We start from the raw sequence: 17,454 nt of genomic DNA, 5'->3' as shown, positions 1-17,454 counted from the left end.
TTTACATCTCCTTCTATTTTAAAATTTGAAATTCATTCATAGAAATCTTTTCAATTATTCCCTTTAATTCAAGTTTGGTCAGTGTCTTATTTATATAAAATACATCATTATTTAAATTATTGCAAATATCATTGGCTGAATTTATACCCTTTTGAATGAGATTATAAATCACAAGCTCATCTGCATCTAAATTTATTATCTCATTTTCCTTATTATCTTCAGTTATATCTGGATAAAATGTCAAAATATCTTCTATATCAATTAGTGGCATTGCTCCATCTCTTATTAATTTATTTGTACCCACAGAATAAATTGAGTTTATATTTCCTGGAATTGCAAAAACTTCCTTGCCCTGTTCTGCAGCAAGTCTTGCAGTTATTAAACTTCCGCTCTTATCTTTTGCTTCTGCAATTACAACGGCTTTTGATAAACCCGAGATAATTCTATTTCTCATGGGGAAAGTATATGTATTTGCTTGCTTTCCAAGTGGAAACTCACTTATTACTGCTCCCTTTTCAATAATTTCTTCATAGAGCCTTTGATTGCTCTTAGGATAAGGCACATCAACTCCAGTCCCTAAAACTGCGACAGTGTATAAATTATTATCAAGAGCTCTTCTGTGAGAAATTGAATCAATACCATAGGCCATTCCACTGACAATAGTAAAATCATAAGCACTTAAATCGTCAATAATTTTATTAACTGCAACTTTTCCATAGGATGAGTGAGATCTTGCGCCCACAAAGGCTATGGGATTGTGAAGTTTTAATTCGCCCCTAATGTATAAAACTGAAGGTGGATCTTCGATTAGTCTTAAACTTTCAGGATATTCTTCATCTAGCACAGTGATAATATTAATATCTTTTTTTATACATTCTTCACTTACTTTTTCAATTATTAACTCAAATTTATCCATACATTCTTCTAATTTTTTTTGACTTCTAGGCACAAGCACCTTCTCTTCATGAAAATCTATTTTAGAAAAATCTTCAAGAGGAATTTCATTGTCTAGCAAATGATCTAAAATCTTTAGAGAATTCTCGCTGCTAAAGCCTATGGAATTTAGAAAAATTAAAAAATTTCTTTCATTCATATTAATTACCCCAGTATTTTGAGCCCATAGTTCTGTATTGAATACTTTCAAGCAAGTGATCTTCTTTTATTTTATCTGAATTATCCATATCAGCAATTGTCCTAGCAATCTTTAAAATTTTATTGTAAGTTCTTGCAGACATGGAGTATTTTTTATAAGCCATTTCTAAAATTTTCTTAGAGCTTGAATCTAGCTCGCAGTATTTTTTAATTTCCTTTTCTGGAATTTCAGAATTGTATTTATAGGATTTTTCTTTAAATCTGTCCTTTTGAATTTCACGCACATGTTTAACTCTTTCTCTAATAACTGCTGAACTTTCTCCAACCCTATCAGAAGAAATATCGTCGTATTGAACTTCTTCAACTTCAAGATGGATGTCAATTCTATCTAAAAGTGGATGTGAAATTTTAGATAAGTATCTTTGAATTTCGTATGGACTGCAATTGCATTCATGTATTTTAGAGTTGTGATATCCGCAAGGACATGGATTAAGAGCAACTATTAAAATAAAATCACAAGGATACTTAACATTTGCGTTAGCGCGAGATATAGTAATTTCCTTAGATTCCATAGGTTGTCTTAAAACTTCTAAGACTGATTTAGAAAATTCTGGCAGTTCATCTAAAAACAGCACTCCCTTATTTGCAAGTGAAATTTCTCCAGGTCTTGGAATTTTTCCTCCTCCAATTAATGAAACTGCTGATGCAGTGTGATGTGGTGCTCTAAATGGAGGCTTTGTTATTAGAGATTTGTCATCTAAAATTCCTGAAATTGAATAAATCTTTGTAACTTCTATTGCTTCTTCAAAGTCAAGTTCTGGAAGTATTGTTGGAAATCTCTTGGCAGCCATAGTCTTGCCTGAACCAGGCGAGCCTAAAATTAAAATATTTGATTTCGCACAGGCAGATATTTCCATTGCTCTTTTTAAATTTTCCTGTCCCTTAATGTCTGAAAAATCTATATCAAAAGAAACTTTCTCTCTCTTTAAATTTCCAAAGCATCTTTCTATTTGGCTTTCACCCTTAATAAATGAGATAACTTGTTCAAGAGTGTTTGCAGGATATATTTCAACATCTGAAATTATTGAACATTCATGCCTATTTTCGTAAGGAACTATAAATTTTCTATATCCCCTTTCCCTCATGGAAATAATCATTGGCAATGCCCCTTGAATTTTATTAATCTTTCCATCAAGTGTTAGCTCGCCTAAAAATACATAGGAAGAATAATCCATGTCAAGGTTTTCATCGCAGCTTAAAATAGCAACTGCTATGGGAAGGTCTAAATGGGACCCATCTTTTCTAAGATTTGCAGGAGCTAAATTTATAGTTATATTTTTATTTGGAAATGTGTATCCGGAATTTCTTATTGCCGATTTGACTCTTTCTGTAGATTCTCTAACTGCAGTTTCTGCAAGACCTACAAGACTAATTCTCGGCATTCCATTTGAAAGGTCAACTTCAACATCAACTGGATATCCTTCAAGCCCAGTGAGTGTACATGTTTTTGTGCAAGAATACATAAGTCCTCCTATAATTAAGTGTTAATTATATTCTAACATGAATTATGAAAATATTTTCATAAATTTTATATTTCTTTAATTTATTTGTTTTATTATGATAAAATTGTTTTGAGATGATTTTATGAATTTTAAAAGATATTTTAAAGATGTTGGTTTTATATTAATATTATCTGTAATTATTTTCTCTATTACTCATATTTTATTAAATCTTACTTCAGAAAAAGAAATTTTTACAAAAAACTTTAAAAGATTTGGAATCGATATTGAAGAGATTGAGCCTAATAAGATAATAGAAATAGAAAATAAAGAAGATAAGTATCATATTTATAAATATATTTTAGATGAATATAAATCTAAAGATATAAAAAATCAAATGGAAAATAATATGAATTTAATTTCTTATAGCTTTAAGGAATTTGAAAACAAAGTTGAATTTAAAAACTTTTCAGAACTGTTAATTTCAAAAGATAAATATGAATGGAATTTAATTTTTAATAACTCACCTAGATTTTATATTTTATTTCTTTCTAATGAAAATTCATATTACTATAATCTCGCCATTTTAATAGAAGATAAAAATATTATTTATTTTGTAAACTGATTTTAACTCTTCTTTAAGTTGTACTTTTACTTATTGTAAATAAATATAAATTTTTTAAACTATACTTGACAGATGTACTTTAAAAGAGTAAATATTATATATAATAAGTTTATTGATAATCATTATTTAAAGGAGAATAAATATGTCAAAAATAATAGTAATCGGAGCTAATCATGCAGGTACTGCTGCTATTAACACTCTGTTAGCAAATTATAAAGAAAATAACGAAATTATTGTATTTGATAAGAATTCAAATATAAGCTTTTTAGGTTGTGGGATGGCATTATGGATAGGTCATCAAATCGATGGGCCTGAGGGACTTTTCTACTCAAGTAAAGAGAAGCTTGAAGAGGCTGGAGCTAAAATACATATGAATAGTCCAGTTGATAGAATTGATTTTGAAAATAAAATAGTCTATGCAACTTTAGATGATGGTACTAAGGTAGAAGAATCTTATGACAAAATTATTTTAGCTACTGGTTCTCTTCCAATAATTCCTAATATTCCAGGAAAAGATTTAGAAAATGTAATGCAAGTTAAATTATATCAAAATGCTCAAGCAGTTATTGAAAAATTAAAAAATCCACACATTCAAAACATAACTGTTGTAGGTGCAGGTTATATTGGAGTAGAATTAGCAGAGGCTTTCCAAAGATGTGGCAAAACTGTAAGAGTAATTGATCAAGCTGACACTTGCTTATCAAGTTATTATGATCATGAATTTACAAATCTTATGAGGGATAATTTAGCATCTCATAATATTGAACTTCAATTTGGTCAAAGAGTAACAGAAATAAGAGGCAATGGAAAGGTTGAAAAAATTATCACTGATAAGGGCGAATATTATACTGATATGGTAATACTATCAATTGGATTTAGACCTAATAATGCTCTTGGAAAAGATGATATAGAATTATTTAAAAATGGTGCCTACCTTGTAAATAATAGACAAGAAACAAATTTAAAAGATGTTTATGCAGTTGGAGATTGTGCTACTATTTATAACAATGCAATTGATGAAACTTCTTATATTGCTTTGGCTACTAATGCAGTTAGAACTGGTATAGTTGCTGCTCATAATGCTGGTGGAACAAAGCTAGAATTAAATGGTGTTCAAGGATCAAATGGTATTTGTATTTATGATTTAAAAATGATTTCAACTGGTATTACTTTAGAAAAAGCTAAAAGTTTAGGTATAGATGCAGAATCTACTGACTTTGAAGATTTACAAAAACCTGCATTTATTAAAGCTGATAATTCTAAAGTTAAAATAAGAATTGTATATGATAAGAAGACAAGAGTTGTTTTAGGTGCACAAATGGCTTCTAACTATGATATATCTATGGGAATTCACATGTTCTCACTTGCTATTCAAGAAAAAGTAACTATTGATAAACTTGCACTTACAGATATTTTCTTCTTACCACATTTTAATCAACCATATAATTATATAACTATGGCTGCTGTGCAAGCTACAACAAAGAAAATCCAAAGTGATGCAAATACAGAATATATCATGAATATTTTTCAAAAATATACTGATGTAAAAGATTTGGATTTAGAGAAAATTAAAAATATAATAACTAAATATATTTAAGAGAAATCCAGCAACTAATATTGCTGGATTTTTTATGCAAATTTATGCTTATTTTTAATTAATACTACTCCACCAATAAGAACAAGAGTCTAACATTTATCATACTAGACTCTTTTTCCTTATTTATCCTTATATATCTCTGTCAAGAAATTATCTTCTTTTTCTATAAATTCTCTTTTCACAAGCTCTTCTAAATTATTTTTCATATCGTCATAACTTAAATTGTCGCCTGTCTTTGTATTGTAATTAATAAGAGAAGCGTTAATATTTGAAGTGTCAATTGGCAAGAATTCTTTCACCTTTAAATAAAAATCTTCATACTGCTCATCGTCATGACTTGTAAGCTCATCAAATGGGTTTTCAGTGTGAGGTGATACTGTATTTGCAGCTCTAATTCTTACAAAGGAAGTCCTTCCCTTCTTAGATGATGAAATAAAAACATCTCCAGAGCTTAAATAAGGTAGTCTTTTAGTTTCATCAACAGAAAGGTCTGTTTCTTCTTTTATGGTATCAATATCTGATGCTCTAACTGTTCTAAAAATAAGTTTTGTGTTTAGCTGAGCAGTTATTGTCTCATCAAGAAGTGTAGGCCTTTGTGTAGCCAAAATTAAAAATACTCCATACTTTCTTCCTTCTTGTGATACTTCACGAAGTATGCTCTTTGACGGCGTGTCATATCCTTTAGGTGCAAAGTTGTGCGCTTCATCTGTAATAATTACAAATGGCGGGAAATAATCTGCTTTTACATTATTTCTATTTAGTTCATCTCTATATTCTTTTCTCAAATAATATAATTTTGAAAGAAGATAAGTTGAAAATACATTTATAATTCTCGTTGAGCCTTGAAGCACAACTAATTTTCTTCTCTTTAGTAAATCTAAAATCTCATCAATGTTTCTTGAGAAAATTCCTTCATTGGAAAGATTGATAAGCCTCCACAAAACTCCTCTAACAGACATTGAGTTGCAAGTTTTGTCGTATCTTTCGTAGACATCAAGTACCATTTCAAGTCTTTGTGCTCTTTCAGGCTCTGGCTCCATTGCAATTTCCTGCTCAATTTTTTCCTTTGATCCAATTTCTTGACCCTCAAGAAGCATTTCAAGTCTATTTTTAAAACTGTCAAAACTTGATCCTTTCTTAAGCATTAGGTCGATTACATTTTTCATTGAATCTGTAAGAGGAGATGCTGCATTTAATAAATTTTTAAGGTCTGATTTTTGCAAATCTTGAAATTTAATTCCGCAGTCAATTCCAATTTCTAGACATTTGAAATAATCCTTGTAATCAAATTCTGAAATTTCTGAATTAGTTGAAAAATCCATTTCATAATGAGGATCCATTACAACTGCAGGAACTCCTTTTTCCATTAACTCTTCTAAAATTACTCTAAGACCAAAACTCTTACCACTACCACTTCCTCCAAAAACTCCTATATGAGGATAGTTGTGCATTGAGCGGTAATCAAATAAATATGGCAGCTCTCTTTGATTTATAAAACTCTCATTTTCAAAAGTATAGAAAATATCTTTAAAAACATCTTCCATATCTTCTGCAATATTATCAGTATTTTTAATTGAGCCAAGCACAAGAGATTTAGAAGGAAGTGAATCAATTAAAAAGCTTTTAATCTCATGAAATTTTGGAGTTCTAAGATCACTTCCAGTAATTGGAGGATATAAAAGCTCTTCAAAAAATCTAAGCTTTCCTATATAAACTGTCTCATCAGAAACATCGTATCCCATATTTCCAAGAGATGCCAGCACATCGGAGTCAATGAAATCTCCTCCCATATCAAGGGGAATAAATCTGTTAAAAGTCTTCGCATCAACAATTTCTCCAATTATATCTCCTTGAACTGGATCTTCAACTATTAAAAATTCATTGTTTCTAAAATTTTTATCCTTTGAACCCACATAGACTTCTCTAGTAGTTGTTATTCCAAGTACTTTCATTTTTCCTCCTATAATGTTCTCTTATCTCTTTCAGAAATAAAAAATCTCTCATAAACATCTCTGTCTAAGTATTCTTCAAGCATCATCTTTAAAATCTCATCAGTAATTTTTACATCTTTGTCCACAATGTCAAGCCATAGCGGCACTCCCCTTGAATTGTGAGGAGTCAGAGTGTAGATTAAATTACAAATTTCATCAAGGTATTCCTCTTGAGTGTCTAGTATATCAATTCCCGTTGCTCCCGGAAAGCTTGAAGTCCTCATAAAAGCAGAAGAAAATCCCTCGCCCAATTCATTTTCGATATACTTTTTATTGATTTCGTTATTGATAATAATTGCCTCACCAATATTTAGTCTATTAAATAAAATTTCTCTGTCATAAATTCCTGTGTCAAGCTCTAACTTTCTTGAAATTACATTGGTTTTAATGTCCTTGATAACTCCAAATAAAATAATATTTTTCCTCTCGCAAACTTCTCTTAACTCTCTAAATAAATCCAAGCAGTTAATTTTATATCTAATAAATCCGCCATCCATCATTAGATAATCTAAATCATAAGTGTCAATGAATTCCAAAGCAGTTTGGATTTCTATACTTGCAAGAAGTCTTTGAGACATATTTTTGTCCTCTTCTGAGGGCATAAGTGTTGGCGTGTAGACATCAGTTTTATAAAGCTCACTTCCGTCAGTGGACTTTGCAAGGCCTTGAAAAATTTCTATAAAGTGAGGAAATGCTCCTCCTGCTCTATTGTTAGACCCATCTACTCCTACAGTTTTTTTATACTTATTCATTTCACACTTATCAAGTTTTCTAAGCTTTATAAGTCTTCCTATTTCAAATTTTAATTTATTTCTAAAATCTTCTTTGCCAATTTTAAAAATTGGATTGTACTTTTCCTTTAAGCCAATATTTACTCCCTGAAGTTGTTCCCTAAGTTCCTGTAAATCAATCATAATTCCAAACTCTCCTTGTAAACTTCATTTTTTGAAAGTCCATATTTTTTAGAAACTTCTTTAACTGCCTTAGATTTTGTGAGTCCCTTTTCAATTTCTTCTATTAATAAGGCTTTTATGTCGTAAATCAATTCTTCATCATTGCCGCTTACTACAATTACAAATTCGCCCTTTTCTGTAATTTCTCCTTCTAAGATTTCAGAAATATTTCCACGAATTGTCTCCTCAAAAACTTTTGTAATCTCGCGGGAAATTGAAATCTTTCTGTCACCAAAAACTTCTAGCATATCTTCTAAAAAATCTCTCACTCTATGAGGTGATTCGTAGAAAATTAAAGTGAATTTTAAATCCTTTAAAGATTCGAACTCCTTTTTTCTTGATGAGGATTTGTTTCCAGTAAATCCATAAAATGTGAAGTGCTCTGTATCAAGTCCAGAAAGCACAAGTGCAGTTAGCGCCGCATTTGCACCAGGTAAAACTCTAAATTCAATATTTTCTTCAATTAATTTTTTTACAAGAACTTCTCCAGGATCGCTTATCCCTGGCATTCCCGCATCAGTTACAATTGCTATGTCTTTATCTTTAATTTCTAAAATTTTATCAGACATATAGCTTTCATTGAATTTGTGATAAGTTTCAAGCTTTGCCTTTATGTCGTAGTGGTTTAAAAGTTTAATTGTAACTCTTGTGTCCTCTGCAAAAACTATATCCACAGATTTTAAAATTTCAATTGTCCTAAGAGTTATATCTCCCAAATTTCCTATGGGAGTTGGGCAAAAATAAATCATATAAGCACCTCATTTGCATAGACTTTCTGCATCTCTTCTGTGTAATTATCTTTCTCTCTTATGTAAAAATCTAAAAACTCGTTTCCAAAGTTACCTTGCTTCTTTGCAATAATTATAGAATTTTTAGCTTCTTTTTCCCTATTTCCATGAATATTTATAATATGCTTAACTCTAAGACCTTTCTCGTTAATTTTATAAATCAGTTCTGCTAGTCTAAAGGTAGGAAAAATTATATAAAGATTTCCCGAGTTTTTAAGTAAATATTTTACAATTTCTAGGGATTTCTCAATATTGAAGTCATGTTTTGCAATTATTTTATTTTCAGAAAAAATCTCATAATTGTAATATGGCGGATTAAATACAATAGAGTCAAAAGAATTTGTCTTAAATTTATCTCTTAAATTAAAAATATCCTCATTTAGAATTTTAATTTTATATTCTAAATCATTAGCACGCACTGATTTTTCAAAATAATCTAATACTTTTTTATTAATATCAACTGAATAAATTTCTTCATATCTATTAACAAGTCTTAAACTTAAAATGCCCGTTCCACATCCTAAGTCCATTAACTTTTTATTTGGCTTTACAAAAGAAGACAAAATCAGTGAATCAGTTGTGTATTTAAATTCATCTTCTCCTTGATAAATTGTATATTCTGTACCAGGAACTTTGTCTAATTTCATATTTCTCCCTTTAAAACTTTTATAGCTTCTGTGTATTTATTTGCCGCATCTCTTCTTAATGATTCAGTTGCAGTATCTGAAAGTCTTCCGCCATCCATTAAGTCTTCAAGCTTTACAACATCATATATTAAACCTCTTCCGCCGTGATATCTATTGACCATTGTTGGATAAACTCCGTATTCAACTAATTTTGTGACATTGGAATTTAAATCTTTTTCCACAATTAATTTTACAAAAACTCCAGTCTCAACACCTTTTTTCTTTAAATTTACAACTCTTTGGTTTGAAAGTGCATTCCCCATGGAGTATATTGTGAAAAACTTTTTATTATCTCTATCCTCAACTTCATATCTTTGAAGAACATGGGGATGTGAGCCAAGAATTATATCTGCACCAGCTTGCTGCATATTGTCCTTTAAGAAAATTTGTCTTTCAGTTGGTCTAAATTGATATTCATTTCCCCAGTGAGGATAGACAATGACAATATCAGATTTTGCTTTTAAATTGGATATATCAGTCATAAAGTCTTGCCCAAAGGTGTTTACGCTGTATTCTCTTCCATTCATTAAAGAATCCATGCCATTTAAAGTGTCTGTAAAAGAAATAAATCCAATTTTTATTCCATTTTTCTCAATTACAATTCCCTTATCGACACTATCTTCTTTTAAAGTCCCGAAAACTTCCATTCCACTTTCTTTAATGTGATTTATCGTCTCATGAACACCATCGATTCCAGTGTCAAGGGCATGATTATTTGATGTTGAAAGTACATCAAAGCCTACATTTTTTAGTGAATAAATACTCTCCTTTGGAAAATTAAAAAGTGGAAAGCCTGAGAGAGCCCTGTTAGAATTTACAGAGCCTTCAAAATTTGCAACTGCAATATCTACACTTTTTATTTCCCCAGAAATATTGTTAAAAATTGGAGTGAAGTCATAAGAATTTTCCACCGCGTAATTTTTTACAATAGGTCTGTGAAAAATCATATCTCCCATAGCAAAAATTTCAACTCGAGATTTTTGTGGAATTTCTTTTTTATCTTTTTTATTTGGTGTAATCTCTTTTTTATTTTCAATAATTTCTTTCTTATTTCCCATAATATTGTTATAATTCGAACCTATTATAAAAAGTCCAGCAGTCAGAACTAAAATTACAAAGGAAATAAAAATATATTTAAAATTTTTCATCTCTCTACCTTACTAAATTCACATCCGCAATAATCTTGTCTATACATGTTAAATTCATCAGTTAGCTCAACTGATCTCTTAAAACCATTTTTCTTTTTAAAATCTGAATAAAGATATTTTACTCCAATTTTTTTTGAAATATCTTCGCCAATTTTATTTAAAATTTGAGAATCCTTGTGAGGCGAAATGGAAAGTGTAGTAGTAAAATAATCGTAATTATTTTCCTTGGAATACTCTGCTGCTCTTTCCATCCTCTGTCTGTAGCACTTAAAGCATCTTGCTCCGCCTTCTTCGTACTCTTCAAATCCCTTAATATAATCTAGAAATTCATCGTGATTGTATTTAACCACCTCTACTCCTATTTTATCATCTAAATCTAAATATTTTACCAAATCCTTCTGTTCATCAGCACGTCTGTAAAATTCAGAAGAAGAATCAATATTTGGATTGTAATAAAAAATATCCATATCAAAATACTCATTAATTCTTTCTAAGACTGCAGATGAGCATGGACCGCAACATGAGTGAAGAAGAAGTCTTGGTTTATTCTCTAAATCTATCTTTTTTATAATTTTTTCCATTTCTAGATTGTAATTAATCTTATTCACATAAATCACCTAAAAAATTAGACTAGCTAGGCTAGTCTGTAAATTTTCTTTTATTTCCAAAATAATATATTAAAGCTCCAAAAATTAAAAGTAAAATACTTACAATTTGAGAAACTCTAAAACTTCCAATGTAAAGAGAATCTGTCCTCATTCCTTCTATTATAAATCTTGCCGCTCCATAAACCATCATATAAACTGCAAATAATTGTCCTTCAAACTTTTGCTTCTTAGATAAGAAGAAATACAAAAATATAAAGAGTAAAAAGTTTACAAAAGATTCGTAGAAAAATGTAGGATGAACTTTAACTCCATCTACTACAATTGCCCAGGGCACATCGGTAGGACCACCATGAGCCTCTCCATTAAAGAAATTACCCCATCTGCCTATGGACTGAGCAAGAGCAAGTCCTGGTGCAACACAATCTGCAAGTGTTGCAAACTTAATATTTTTGATTTTACAAAACACATAGACAGTTAAAGCACCCGCAATAATTCCTCCATAAATTGCAAGTCCACCATTTCGTATGGCAAAAATTTCGTTTAAGTGCTTACTATAATAATCCCATTCAAAGGATACATAATAAAGCCTTGCACCAATTACTCCAATTAAAACTGCAATAAGACCTATATCGTAGGAAACTCCTTCATAAAGTCCATTTTTATAATTTTTCTTTTGAGCCATCTTTTCTAAAATTGTAATTGCAAGATAAACTCCAAGGGCAATTAGAATTCCATACCACCTTACTTCAATTCCAAAAATTGAAAAGGCCACAGGATTTATGTTCATAGGTTTTTACTTTCTTTAACTATTTCTACTCCTGCAGAAACACCAAGTCTGTCTGCTCCTGCATCTATCATTTCTTTAGCTTTTTTATAATCTCTAATTCCGCCACTTGCTTTAACCTTTACCTTATCTGATACTGATTTTCTCATAAGTGCTACATCGTCTACATCAGCACCTGATGTTGAAAAGCCTGTAGAAGTTTTAATAAAGTCAGCACCAGCACTTTCAGAAATTTTAGAAGCTTTTTCAACTTCTTCCTTAGTCAATAGACAGTTTTCTAAAATTACTTTAAGTAGTGCATCTCTTTCGTGGCATGCTTTTGCAATTTCTCTAATTTCTTCTTCTACTTCTGTAAATTTTCCTGATTTAATATAGCCAATATTTATAACCATATCAATTTCATCTGCGCCTTTTTCAATTGCATCAATTGCTTCAAAGACCTTAGTTTCTTTTGTGTTTGCTCCCAGTGGAAATCCAATAACTGTACAAACCTTAGTGTTTGAATTTTTAAGAAGCTCAGAGCATTTTTCTACCCAAGTTGGATTTACACATACTGAATAAAAATCATATTCCTTAGCTTCTTGGACTAATTTTTCAATTTGTTCTTCAGTTGATTCTGGCTTTAGTAGTGTATGGTCGATAATTCTATTTATTTCCATTAATCTCTCTCCCATGAAGTGTAAACATCTTGAACATCATCATTATCTTCAAGAACATCAATTAATTTTTCCATATTTTTAATATCTTCTTCATCAGTTAAGCTTGCAGTTGTTTGAGGAATATAAGTTATATCAGATTCAATGAAACTATAACCATCATCTTCAAGTGACTTTCTAACATTGTGATAATCATCAACTGAAGTTAAGATTTCAAAGGCTTCTCCTCTGTCGATTACATCTTCTGCACCATAATCAATTGCAGAAAGTGTAAACTCATCTTCATCTAGTCCTTCTTTTTCAACACCAAGTTGTCCCTTTTGATCAAACATAAAAGATACACATCCAGGTTGACCAAGATTTCCACTGTATTTATCAAAAGCGTGACGAATTTCTGGAGCAGTTCTATTTCTATTGTCTGTAAGACATTTAACCATTACTGCAACTCCACCTGGACCATAACCTTCATAAGTAATTTCTTCAAAGTTATCATCACTATCAGCACCGCCTGCTTTTGCAATTGCTCTATCAATGTTGTCATTAGGCATATTTTCTGCCTTTGCCTTATCAATTGCAACCTTAAGAGATGGATTGTAATCTGGATCAAGTCCACCTTCCTTAGCTGCTACAGTAATTTGTCTTGCAAGTTTAGTAAAAATTTTACCTCTCTTAGCATCTTCCTTGCCTTTTTTATTTTTAATATTGTTCCACTTTGAGTGTCCTGACATATAATCACCTTTCTATTTATATAAATTAATAAAATCTAATTTTTGCATATAGATTATTATATTACATAAACTTTCAAAAGGTCAATACCATGGGCTTTCAAATAAAACTGATATCTTTTACTATTGCTTAATTATATTTCTTATTTAATAAAAATGGAGTATAAAAAATTACTGATGTTAATACTGATACAATTAAGAATCCTTTAGTAAAAATAAAATCTTGATTACTACCTGTACTCAACAGATTTGCCATAAACATATTATGCATAAGATGAATAAATGTCACTATAATGACACTTCTACTTTCCATATAAATTAGTCCCAATACTATTCCAAAAGTAATACAGAATATGGTAATTTCTATACTTGCAAAAACGCTCTCTAAACCGTTATAAAATATCAGACCATACAATGGTATATGAAACAAGCCCCATATGAAACCAGTTATTAAAACTCCTCTTCTTTTTCCAAAAAGTGATTGCAACCTTGTTTGTAAAAAATACCTCCATCCATATTCTTCGCCCATCGTAAATATAAAATTAGAAATTGTACTTACTAATCCTACCGTAAATACTCCTATTACCCTGCTGAAAAGATCATTAAAATCAATTTCTGATGTATAATAATAACCCATTATACCCAATCTAAACACATCTAATATAATTACGACAATGGCCCATTTAATTAACACACCTAAATTAAATTTTCCTTTTAAGACTTTGTTATCAATTGTAAGTATATAAAGGCTAACTGCCCAACCTAAATATACAACGTAATCTATATTATTAAAAACTTTTTCAGAAAAAAATGACAATATGTAAAATGTTATAAATAATATAGAATATAATATGTATATTAAACTTAATTTATCTTTAAACAAATCTTTTAACTTAAAATTTTTTTCTAACAAAAATACAACTGCCGCAGGGATTAAGCTCCCAATAAGTGTTATAATTCCTACCTTTTCTATATTATAAAAAAACTTTCCTGTAATATCTACCAAAAGACTCAGTAAAATAACTATACTCGTGAAATAAACTGTCTCTTTTTTTATGTTCATATTAAATCCCTCTTTTTTATTACTATTAATAGATATCTTAGATATTCCCTTAAATATAATATCTATTACAAAATAAATTAAAAACCAAATTACTACTTCATAAATTAAGTTTAGGTTACAAAACTTTCCATAATTAAAACTACTATTCAAGTAATGAATGCAATTAACAGTCCACTATTTTTATTCATGTCTAGCCCCCTTTAATTATTATTGTTAAAATCTTTATTTAGCATTTTATAATTTTATTATAGTACAATGTTTTTTTTTTCAATTTTTTTATGTATTTACTTAAAAAAAATAGAGACCCGTCATTTCGAGTCTCAAAAACTTTAAATAGAATTTATCTTATATTAATTTGAATCCTTGTTCTTTAAAGGCCTTTTTTATTTCTCTTTCATGTTCTGCGTTTCTAGTTTCGCATTTTATATTTAATACGCAAGAGAATATTTCGTTAGGTTTTTCTGAAGTGTTGTAATCAACTCTAACTACATTTGCTCCATGATCTGCAATAATTTTAGAAACTGCTACAAGTTCACCTGGTTTATCTGAAAGTTCAATGTTTAAAGTTGTGTTTCTTCCAGATTTTACAAGTCCTCTTGAAATAATTCTTGATAAAATATTTACATCAATATTTCCACCTGATAGAAGTGCAACTGTCTTTTTGCCATCTACATCAACTTTGCCATGCTTAATAGCTGCAAAACTTACAGCACCTGAGCCCTCACACATTAGCTTTTGCTTTTCAAGTAGTTCAAGAACTGCAGATGCAATTTCATCTTCTGAAACTGTTACAATTTCATCTACATATTCTTTTACAAATTCAAATGTAAGCTCTCCAGGTTTTTTTACAGCAATACCATCTGCAAAGGTGTTTACAGTATCGAGGTCTGCAATTTTTCCTTCTTCTATTGATTTTTTCATTGAGGCTGCATTTTCTGCTTCTACTCCGATAATTTTTGTATCTGGCTTTAAAGACTTAATTAAAAATGCAATGCCGCTAATTAGTCCGCCGCCACCTATTGGAACAATAACAGCTTCAACATCTACAAGTTGATCAAGTATTTCAAGACCAAGTGTTGCTTGTCCTGCAATTACATCAATGTCGTCAAAGGCATGGATAAAAGTTTTGTTGTGCTTTTTGTTATACTCTTGAGAAGCTTGGAAGGCTTCATCGTAATTATTGCCTTCAAGGATGACTTCTGCACCGTAAGACCTTGTTGCTTCAACTTTTGAAAGTGGTGCATGCTCTGGCATAAAAATTGTTGCTGGTATTCCAAGTTTCTTACAAGTTAGGGCGACTCCTTGTGCGTGATTACCTGCAGAAGTTGCTACAACTCCTCTTTCTTTTTCTTCCTTGGAAAGCTTTGAAATTTTATTGTATGCTCCTCTAAGTTTAAAAGATCCAGTTCTTTGTAAGTTTTCAGTCTTAAGATAAATATTTTCTCCAAGATTTTCTGCATGGATTAAGTCTGTTTTTCTTACAATGGTCTTTAATTTAAAGGCCGCATTGTAGACAGAGTCTATTGTGAGATTTTTTGTCATTCTAGGACTGCCCCCTTGTCTGAACTTGAAACAAGTCTTCTATATCTATCAAGCCATCCGCTTACTTTATTTGTTTCCATTGGTGTGAAGTTTTCCATTCTATTTTTAAATTCTTCATCAGAAATTTTTAGATTAATGGAATAATTTGGGATATCAATTTCAATTATATCGCCTTCTTCTATTATCCCAATTGCTCCACCAAGTGCAGCTTCTGGCGAAACATGTCCTATTGAAGCACCTCTTGAAGCTCCAGAGAATCTGCCGTCTGTAATAAGAGCTACAGATTTATCAAGCTTCATACCTGCAAGTGCAGATGTAGGATTAAGCATTTCTCTCATTCCTGGTCCACCTTTAGGTCCTTCATATCTTATGACAACTACATCGCCTTCTTTTATATCTCCACCATAGATTGCCTTTATTGCATCGTCTTCAGAGTTAAATACTCTTGCTGGTCCTGAGTGAGTAAGCATTTTTTCATCGACTGCTGAACGCTTAACAACTGCACCCTTTTCTGCAATATTTCCAAATAATATTGCAAGTCCACCTACTTCTGAATAAGGATTGTCTAAAGTTCTAATTACTTCTTTATTTTTTATTTCTGCATTTTTAATATTTTCAGAAAGTTTCTTTCCAGTTACTGTAATTACATCAGTGTCTAAGAAATCTTTTTTAGTTAATTCTTTTTGAACTGCTGCAATTCCACCACTTAAATATAGGTCTTCCATGTGATGAGGTCCTGCTGGAGCAAGATGACAAAGGTTTGGCACCTTTTCACTTACTTCATTAAATAAATTTAAATCAACATCAAGTCCTGCTTCATGTGCTATTGCGAGGAGGTGAAGCACTGTATTTGTTGAACAACCAAGAGCCATATCACAAGCAAGAGCATTTCTAACTGATTTATTTGTGATGATATCTTTAATTCTTATGTCCTCTTTAAGAAGTTCCATAATTTGAAAACCTGATTCTTTTGCAAGTCTATATCTTTCAGAATAAACTGCTGGAGTCGTTCCATTTCCTGGAAGAGCAAGACCTATTGCTTCTGATAGACAGTTCATTGAATTTGCAGTATACATCCCTGCGCAAGATCCACAAGTTGGACATACTGCCTTTTCAATTTCATAAAGCTCTTCATCACTTAATAAATTTGCCTTGTTTGCACCTACTGCTTCAAAAGCAGATGATAATGAAAGTTCTCTGCCGGAAGCTTTGCCAGCAAGCATTGGTCCACCACTGACTAAAATTGTAGGAAGATTAAGTCTAAGAGCTCCCATTATCATCCCCGGAACAATTTTGTCACAATTAGGCACAAGTACTAGGGCGTCAAATCCATGTGCAATTGCCATGGATTCAACACTGTCTGCTATAAGTTCTCTACTTGGAAGTGAATATTTCATTCCAACATGTCCCATAGCAATACCATCACATACTCCAATTGAAGGAATCAGAATTGGAGTTCCACCATTCATTAAAACTCCAGTTTTAACTGCATCTGAAACCTTGTCTAAGTACATGTGACCTGGAACAATTTCGCTATAAGCAGAAACTACTCCAACAAGAGGTCTATTTAATTGTTCTTTGGTGTATCCAAGAGCGTAGAAAAGAGACCTATTAGGTGCTCTTTCCACTCCTCTAACTACATTATCACTGTTTAAGTTCATTTTTCCTCCCTAATCCTTTGATTAATTTATCTAATC

General features: G+C 31.0%; 16 protein-coding genes. 2 read left to right on the top strand and 14 right to left on the bottom strand.

Translation table 11 applies throughout. The features are described from left to right. Positions 1-13: 13 nt before the first annotated feature. Together dprA and KQI68_RS09430 are read right to left on the bottom strand one after the other, a co-directional pair. Positions 14-1,093: a DNA-processing protein DprA gene (dprA, locus tag KQI68_RS09435; protein WP_216549873.1), complete on the bottom strand. Its 1,080-nt coding sequence runs from the start codon at positions 1,091-1,093 to the stop codon at positions 14-16. A gap of 1 nt (position 1,094) precedes the next feature. Then, positions 1,095-2,615 (bottom strand): YifB family Mg chelatase-like AAA ATPase, encoded by a 1,521-nt coding sequence (locus KQI68_RS09430; protein WP_216549872.1) that lies wholly within the window; start codon positions 2,613-2,615, stop codon positions 1,095-1,097. 121 nt (positions 2,616-2,736) lie between these two features. Between KQI68_RS09430 and KQI68_RS09425 the strand changes: the two genes are divergently transcribed. Together KQI68_RS09425 and nox are read left to right on the top strand one after the other, a co-directional pair. Continuing rightward, a complete protein-coding gene (locus tag KQI68_RS09425) occupies positions 2,737-3,216 on the top strand; it encodes a hypothetical protein (protein ID WP_216549871.1) in 480 nt (159 codons plus the stop codon). Between the two features lie 142 nt (positions 3,217-3,358). Further along, positions 3,359-4,813: a H2O-forming NADH oxidase gene (nox, locus tag KQI68_RS09420; protein WP_216549870.1), complete on the top strand. Its 1,455-nt coding sequence runs from the start codon at positions 3,359-3,361 to the stop codon at positions 4,811-4,813. Between the two features lie 119 nt (positions 4,814-4,932). Here the strand turns inward: nox and KQI68_RS09415 are convergent, their stop codons facing one another. The 12 genes from KQI68_RS09415 to ilvD form a co-directional block, all read right to left on the bottom strand. After that, positions 4,933-6,765 (bottom strand): ATP-binding protein, encoded by a 1,833-nt coding sequence (locus KQI68_RS09415; protein ID WP_216549869.1) that lies wholly within the window; start codon positions 6,763-6,765, stop codon positions 4,933-4,935. 8 nt (positions 6,766-6,773) lie between these two features. Beyond that, entirely contained in the window at positions 6,774-7,718 is a 945-nt protein-coding gene (locus KQI68_RS09410) for a DNA double-strand break repair nuclease NurA (protein WP_216549868.1), read from the bottom strand. After that, complete coding sequence (gene rsmI / locus KQI68_RS09405) at positions 7,715-8,506, bottom strand: 16S rRNA (cytidine(1402)-2'-O)-methyltransferase (protein ID WP_216549867.1); 792 nt, start codon at positions 8,504-8,506, stop codon at positions 7,715-7,717. Before rsmI ends, KQI68_RS09410 begins: the two co-directional genes overlap by 4 nt. Beyond that, positions 8,503-9,192 carry a tRNA1(Val) (adenine(37)-N6)-methyltransferase gene (locus tag KQI68_RS09400; RefSeq protein ID WP_216549866.1) on the bottom strand — a complete coding sequence of 230 codons (690 nt, stop codon included), beginning with the start codon at positions 9,190-9,192 and terminating at the stop codon, positions 8,503-8,505. The genes rsmI and KQI68_RS09400 overlap by 4 nt, the downstream gene beginning before the upstream one ends. Next, the gene (locus KQI68_RS09395) at positions 9,189-10,379 is read right to left on the bottom strand and encodes a CapA family protein (RefSeq protein ID WP_216549865.1); all 1,191 of its coding nucleotides are present in this window, start codon (positions 10,377-10,379) and stop codon (positions 9,189-9,191) included. Before KQI68_RS09395 ends, KQI68_RS09400 begins: the two co-directional genes overlap by 4 nt. Continuing rightward, entirely contained in the window at positions 10,376-10,987 is a 612-nt protein-coding gene (locus KQI68_RS09390) for an epoxyqueuosine reductase QueH (RefSeq protein ID WP_216549864.1), read from the bottom strand. Before KQI68_RS09390 ends, KQI68_RS09395 begins: the two co-directional genes overlap by 4 nt. A 31-nt stretch (positions 10,988-11,018) precedes the next feature. After that, positions 11,019-11,774 (bottom strand): prolipoprotein diacylglyceryl transferase, encoded by a 756-nt coding sequence (gene lgt / locus KQI68_RS09385; RefSeq protein WP_216549863.1) that lies wholly within the window; start codon positions 11,772-11,774, stop codon positions 11,019-11,021. Then, the gene (gene deoC, locus KQI68_RS09380; RefSeq protein ID WP_216549862.1) at positions 11,771-12,430 is read right to left on the bottom strand and encodes a deoxyribose-phosphate aldolase; all 660 of its coding nucleotides are present in this window, start codon (positions 12,428-12,430) and stop codon (positions 11,771-11,773) included. The genes lgt and deoC overlap by 4 nt, the downstream gene beginning before the upstream one ends. Further along, positions 12,430-13,155, bottom strand: coding sequence for a YebC/PmpR family DNA-binding transcriptional regulator (locus tag KQI68_RS09375; RefSeq protein WP_216549861.1), 726 nt, complete (start codon positions 13,153-13,155; stop codon positions 12,430-12,432). The genes deoC and KQI68_RS09375 overlap by 1 nt, the downstream gene beginning before the upstream one ends. A 127-nt stretch (positions 13,156-13,282) precedes the next feature. Further along, positions 13,283-14,215, bottom strand: a complete 933-nt coding sequence (locus tag KQI68_RS09370) for a CPBP family intramembrane glutamic endopeptidase (protein WP_216549860.1) — start codon at positions 14,213-14,215, stop codon at positions 13,283-13,285. Between the two features lie 345 nt (positions 14,216-14,560). Next, entirely contained in the window at positions 14,561-15,757 is a 1,197-nt protein-coding gene (gene ilvA / locus KQI68_RS09365) for a threonine ammonia-lyase (protein ID WP_216549859.1), read from the bottom strand. Further along, on the bottom strand, positions 15,754-17,418 hold the full coding sequence (ilvD, locus tag KQI68_RS09360; RefSeq protein ID WP_216549858.1) for a dihydroxy-acid dehydratase: 1,665 nt from the start codon (positions 17,416-17,418) through the stop codon (positions 15,754-15,756). The genes ilvA and ilvD overlap by 4 nt, the downstream gene beginning before the upstream one ends. Positions 17,419-17,454 lie beyond the last annotated feature (36 nt).

It is taken from the genome of Peptoniphilus ovalis (genome assembly GCF_018919265.1).
Taxonomy (GTDB): domain Bacteria; phylum Bacillota; class Clostridia; order Tissierellales; family Peptoniphilaceae; genus Peptoniphilus_A; species Peptoniphilus_A ovalis.
Note: the sequence above shows the minus strand (reverse complement) of the source record. Positions and strands in the feature narration are given on the sequence as shown.

Coding starts and splice junctions, on each gene's coding strand:
- KQI68_RS09425 (WP_216549871.1), top strand. CDS start 2,737: ATGAATTTTAAAAGATATTTTAAAGATGTTGGTTTTATATTAATATTA.
- KQI68_RS09410 (WP_216549868.1), bottom strand. CDS start 7,718: ATGATTGATTTACAGGAACTTAGGGAACAACTTCAGGGAGTAAATATT.
- KQI68_RS09395 (WP_216549865.1), bottom strand. CDS start 10,379: ATGAAAAATTTTAAATATATTTTTATTTCCTTTGTAATTTTAGTTCTG.
- KQI68_RS09400 (WP_216549866.1), bottom strand. CDS start 9,192: ATGAAATTAGACAAAGTTCCTGGTACAGAATATACAATTTATCAAGGA.
- deoC (WP_216549862.1), bottom strand. CDS start 12,430: ATGGAAATAAATAGAATTATCGACCATACACTACTAAAGCCAGAATCA.
- rsmI (WP_216549867.1), bottom strand. CDS start 8,506: ATGATTTATTTTTGCCCAACTCCCATAGGAAATTTGGGAGATATAACT.
- nox (WP_216549870.1), top strand. CDS start 3,359: ATGTCAAAAATAATAGTAATCGGAGCTAATCATGCAGGTACTGCTGCT.
- ilvD (WP_216549858.1), bottom strand. CDS start 17,418: ATGAACTTAAACAGTGATAATGTAGTTAGAGGAGTGGAAAGAGCACCT.
- KQI68_RS09370 (WP_216549860.1), bottom strand. CDS start 14,215: ATGAACATAAAAAAAGAGACAGTTTATTTCACGAGTATAGTTATTTTA.
- dprA (WP_216549873.1), bottom strand. CDS start 1,093: ATGAATGAAAGAAATTTTTTAATTTTTCTAAATTCCATAGGCTTTAGC.
- KQI68_RS09375 (WP_216549861.1), bottom strand. CDS start 13,155: ATGTCAGGACACTCAAAGTGGAACAATATTAAAAATAAAAAAGGCAAG.
- KQI68_RS09430 (WP_216549872.1), bottom strand. CDS start 2,615: ATGTATTCTTGCACAAAAACATGTACACTCACTGGGCTTGAAGGATAT.
- ilvA (WP_216549859.1), bottom strand. CDS start 15,757: ATGACAAAAAATCTCACAATAGACTCTGTCTACAATGCGGCCTTTAAA.
- KQI68_RS09415 (WP_216549869.1), bottom strand. CDS start 6,765: ATGAAAGTACTTGGAATAACAACTACTAGAGAAGTCTATGTGGGTTCA.
- lgt (WP_216549863.1), bottom strand. CDS start 11,774: ATGAACATAAATCCTGTGGCCTTTTCAATTTTTGGAATTGAAGTAAGG.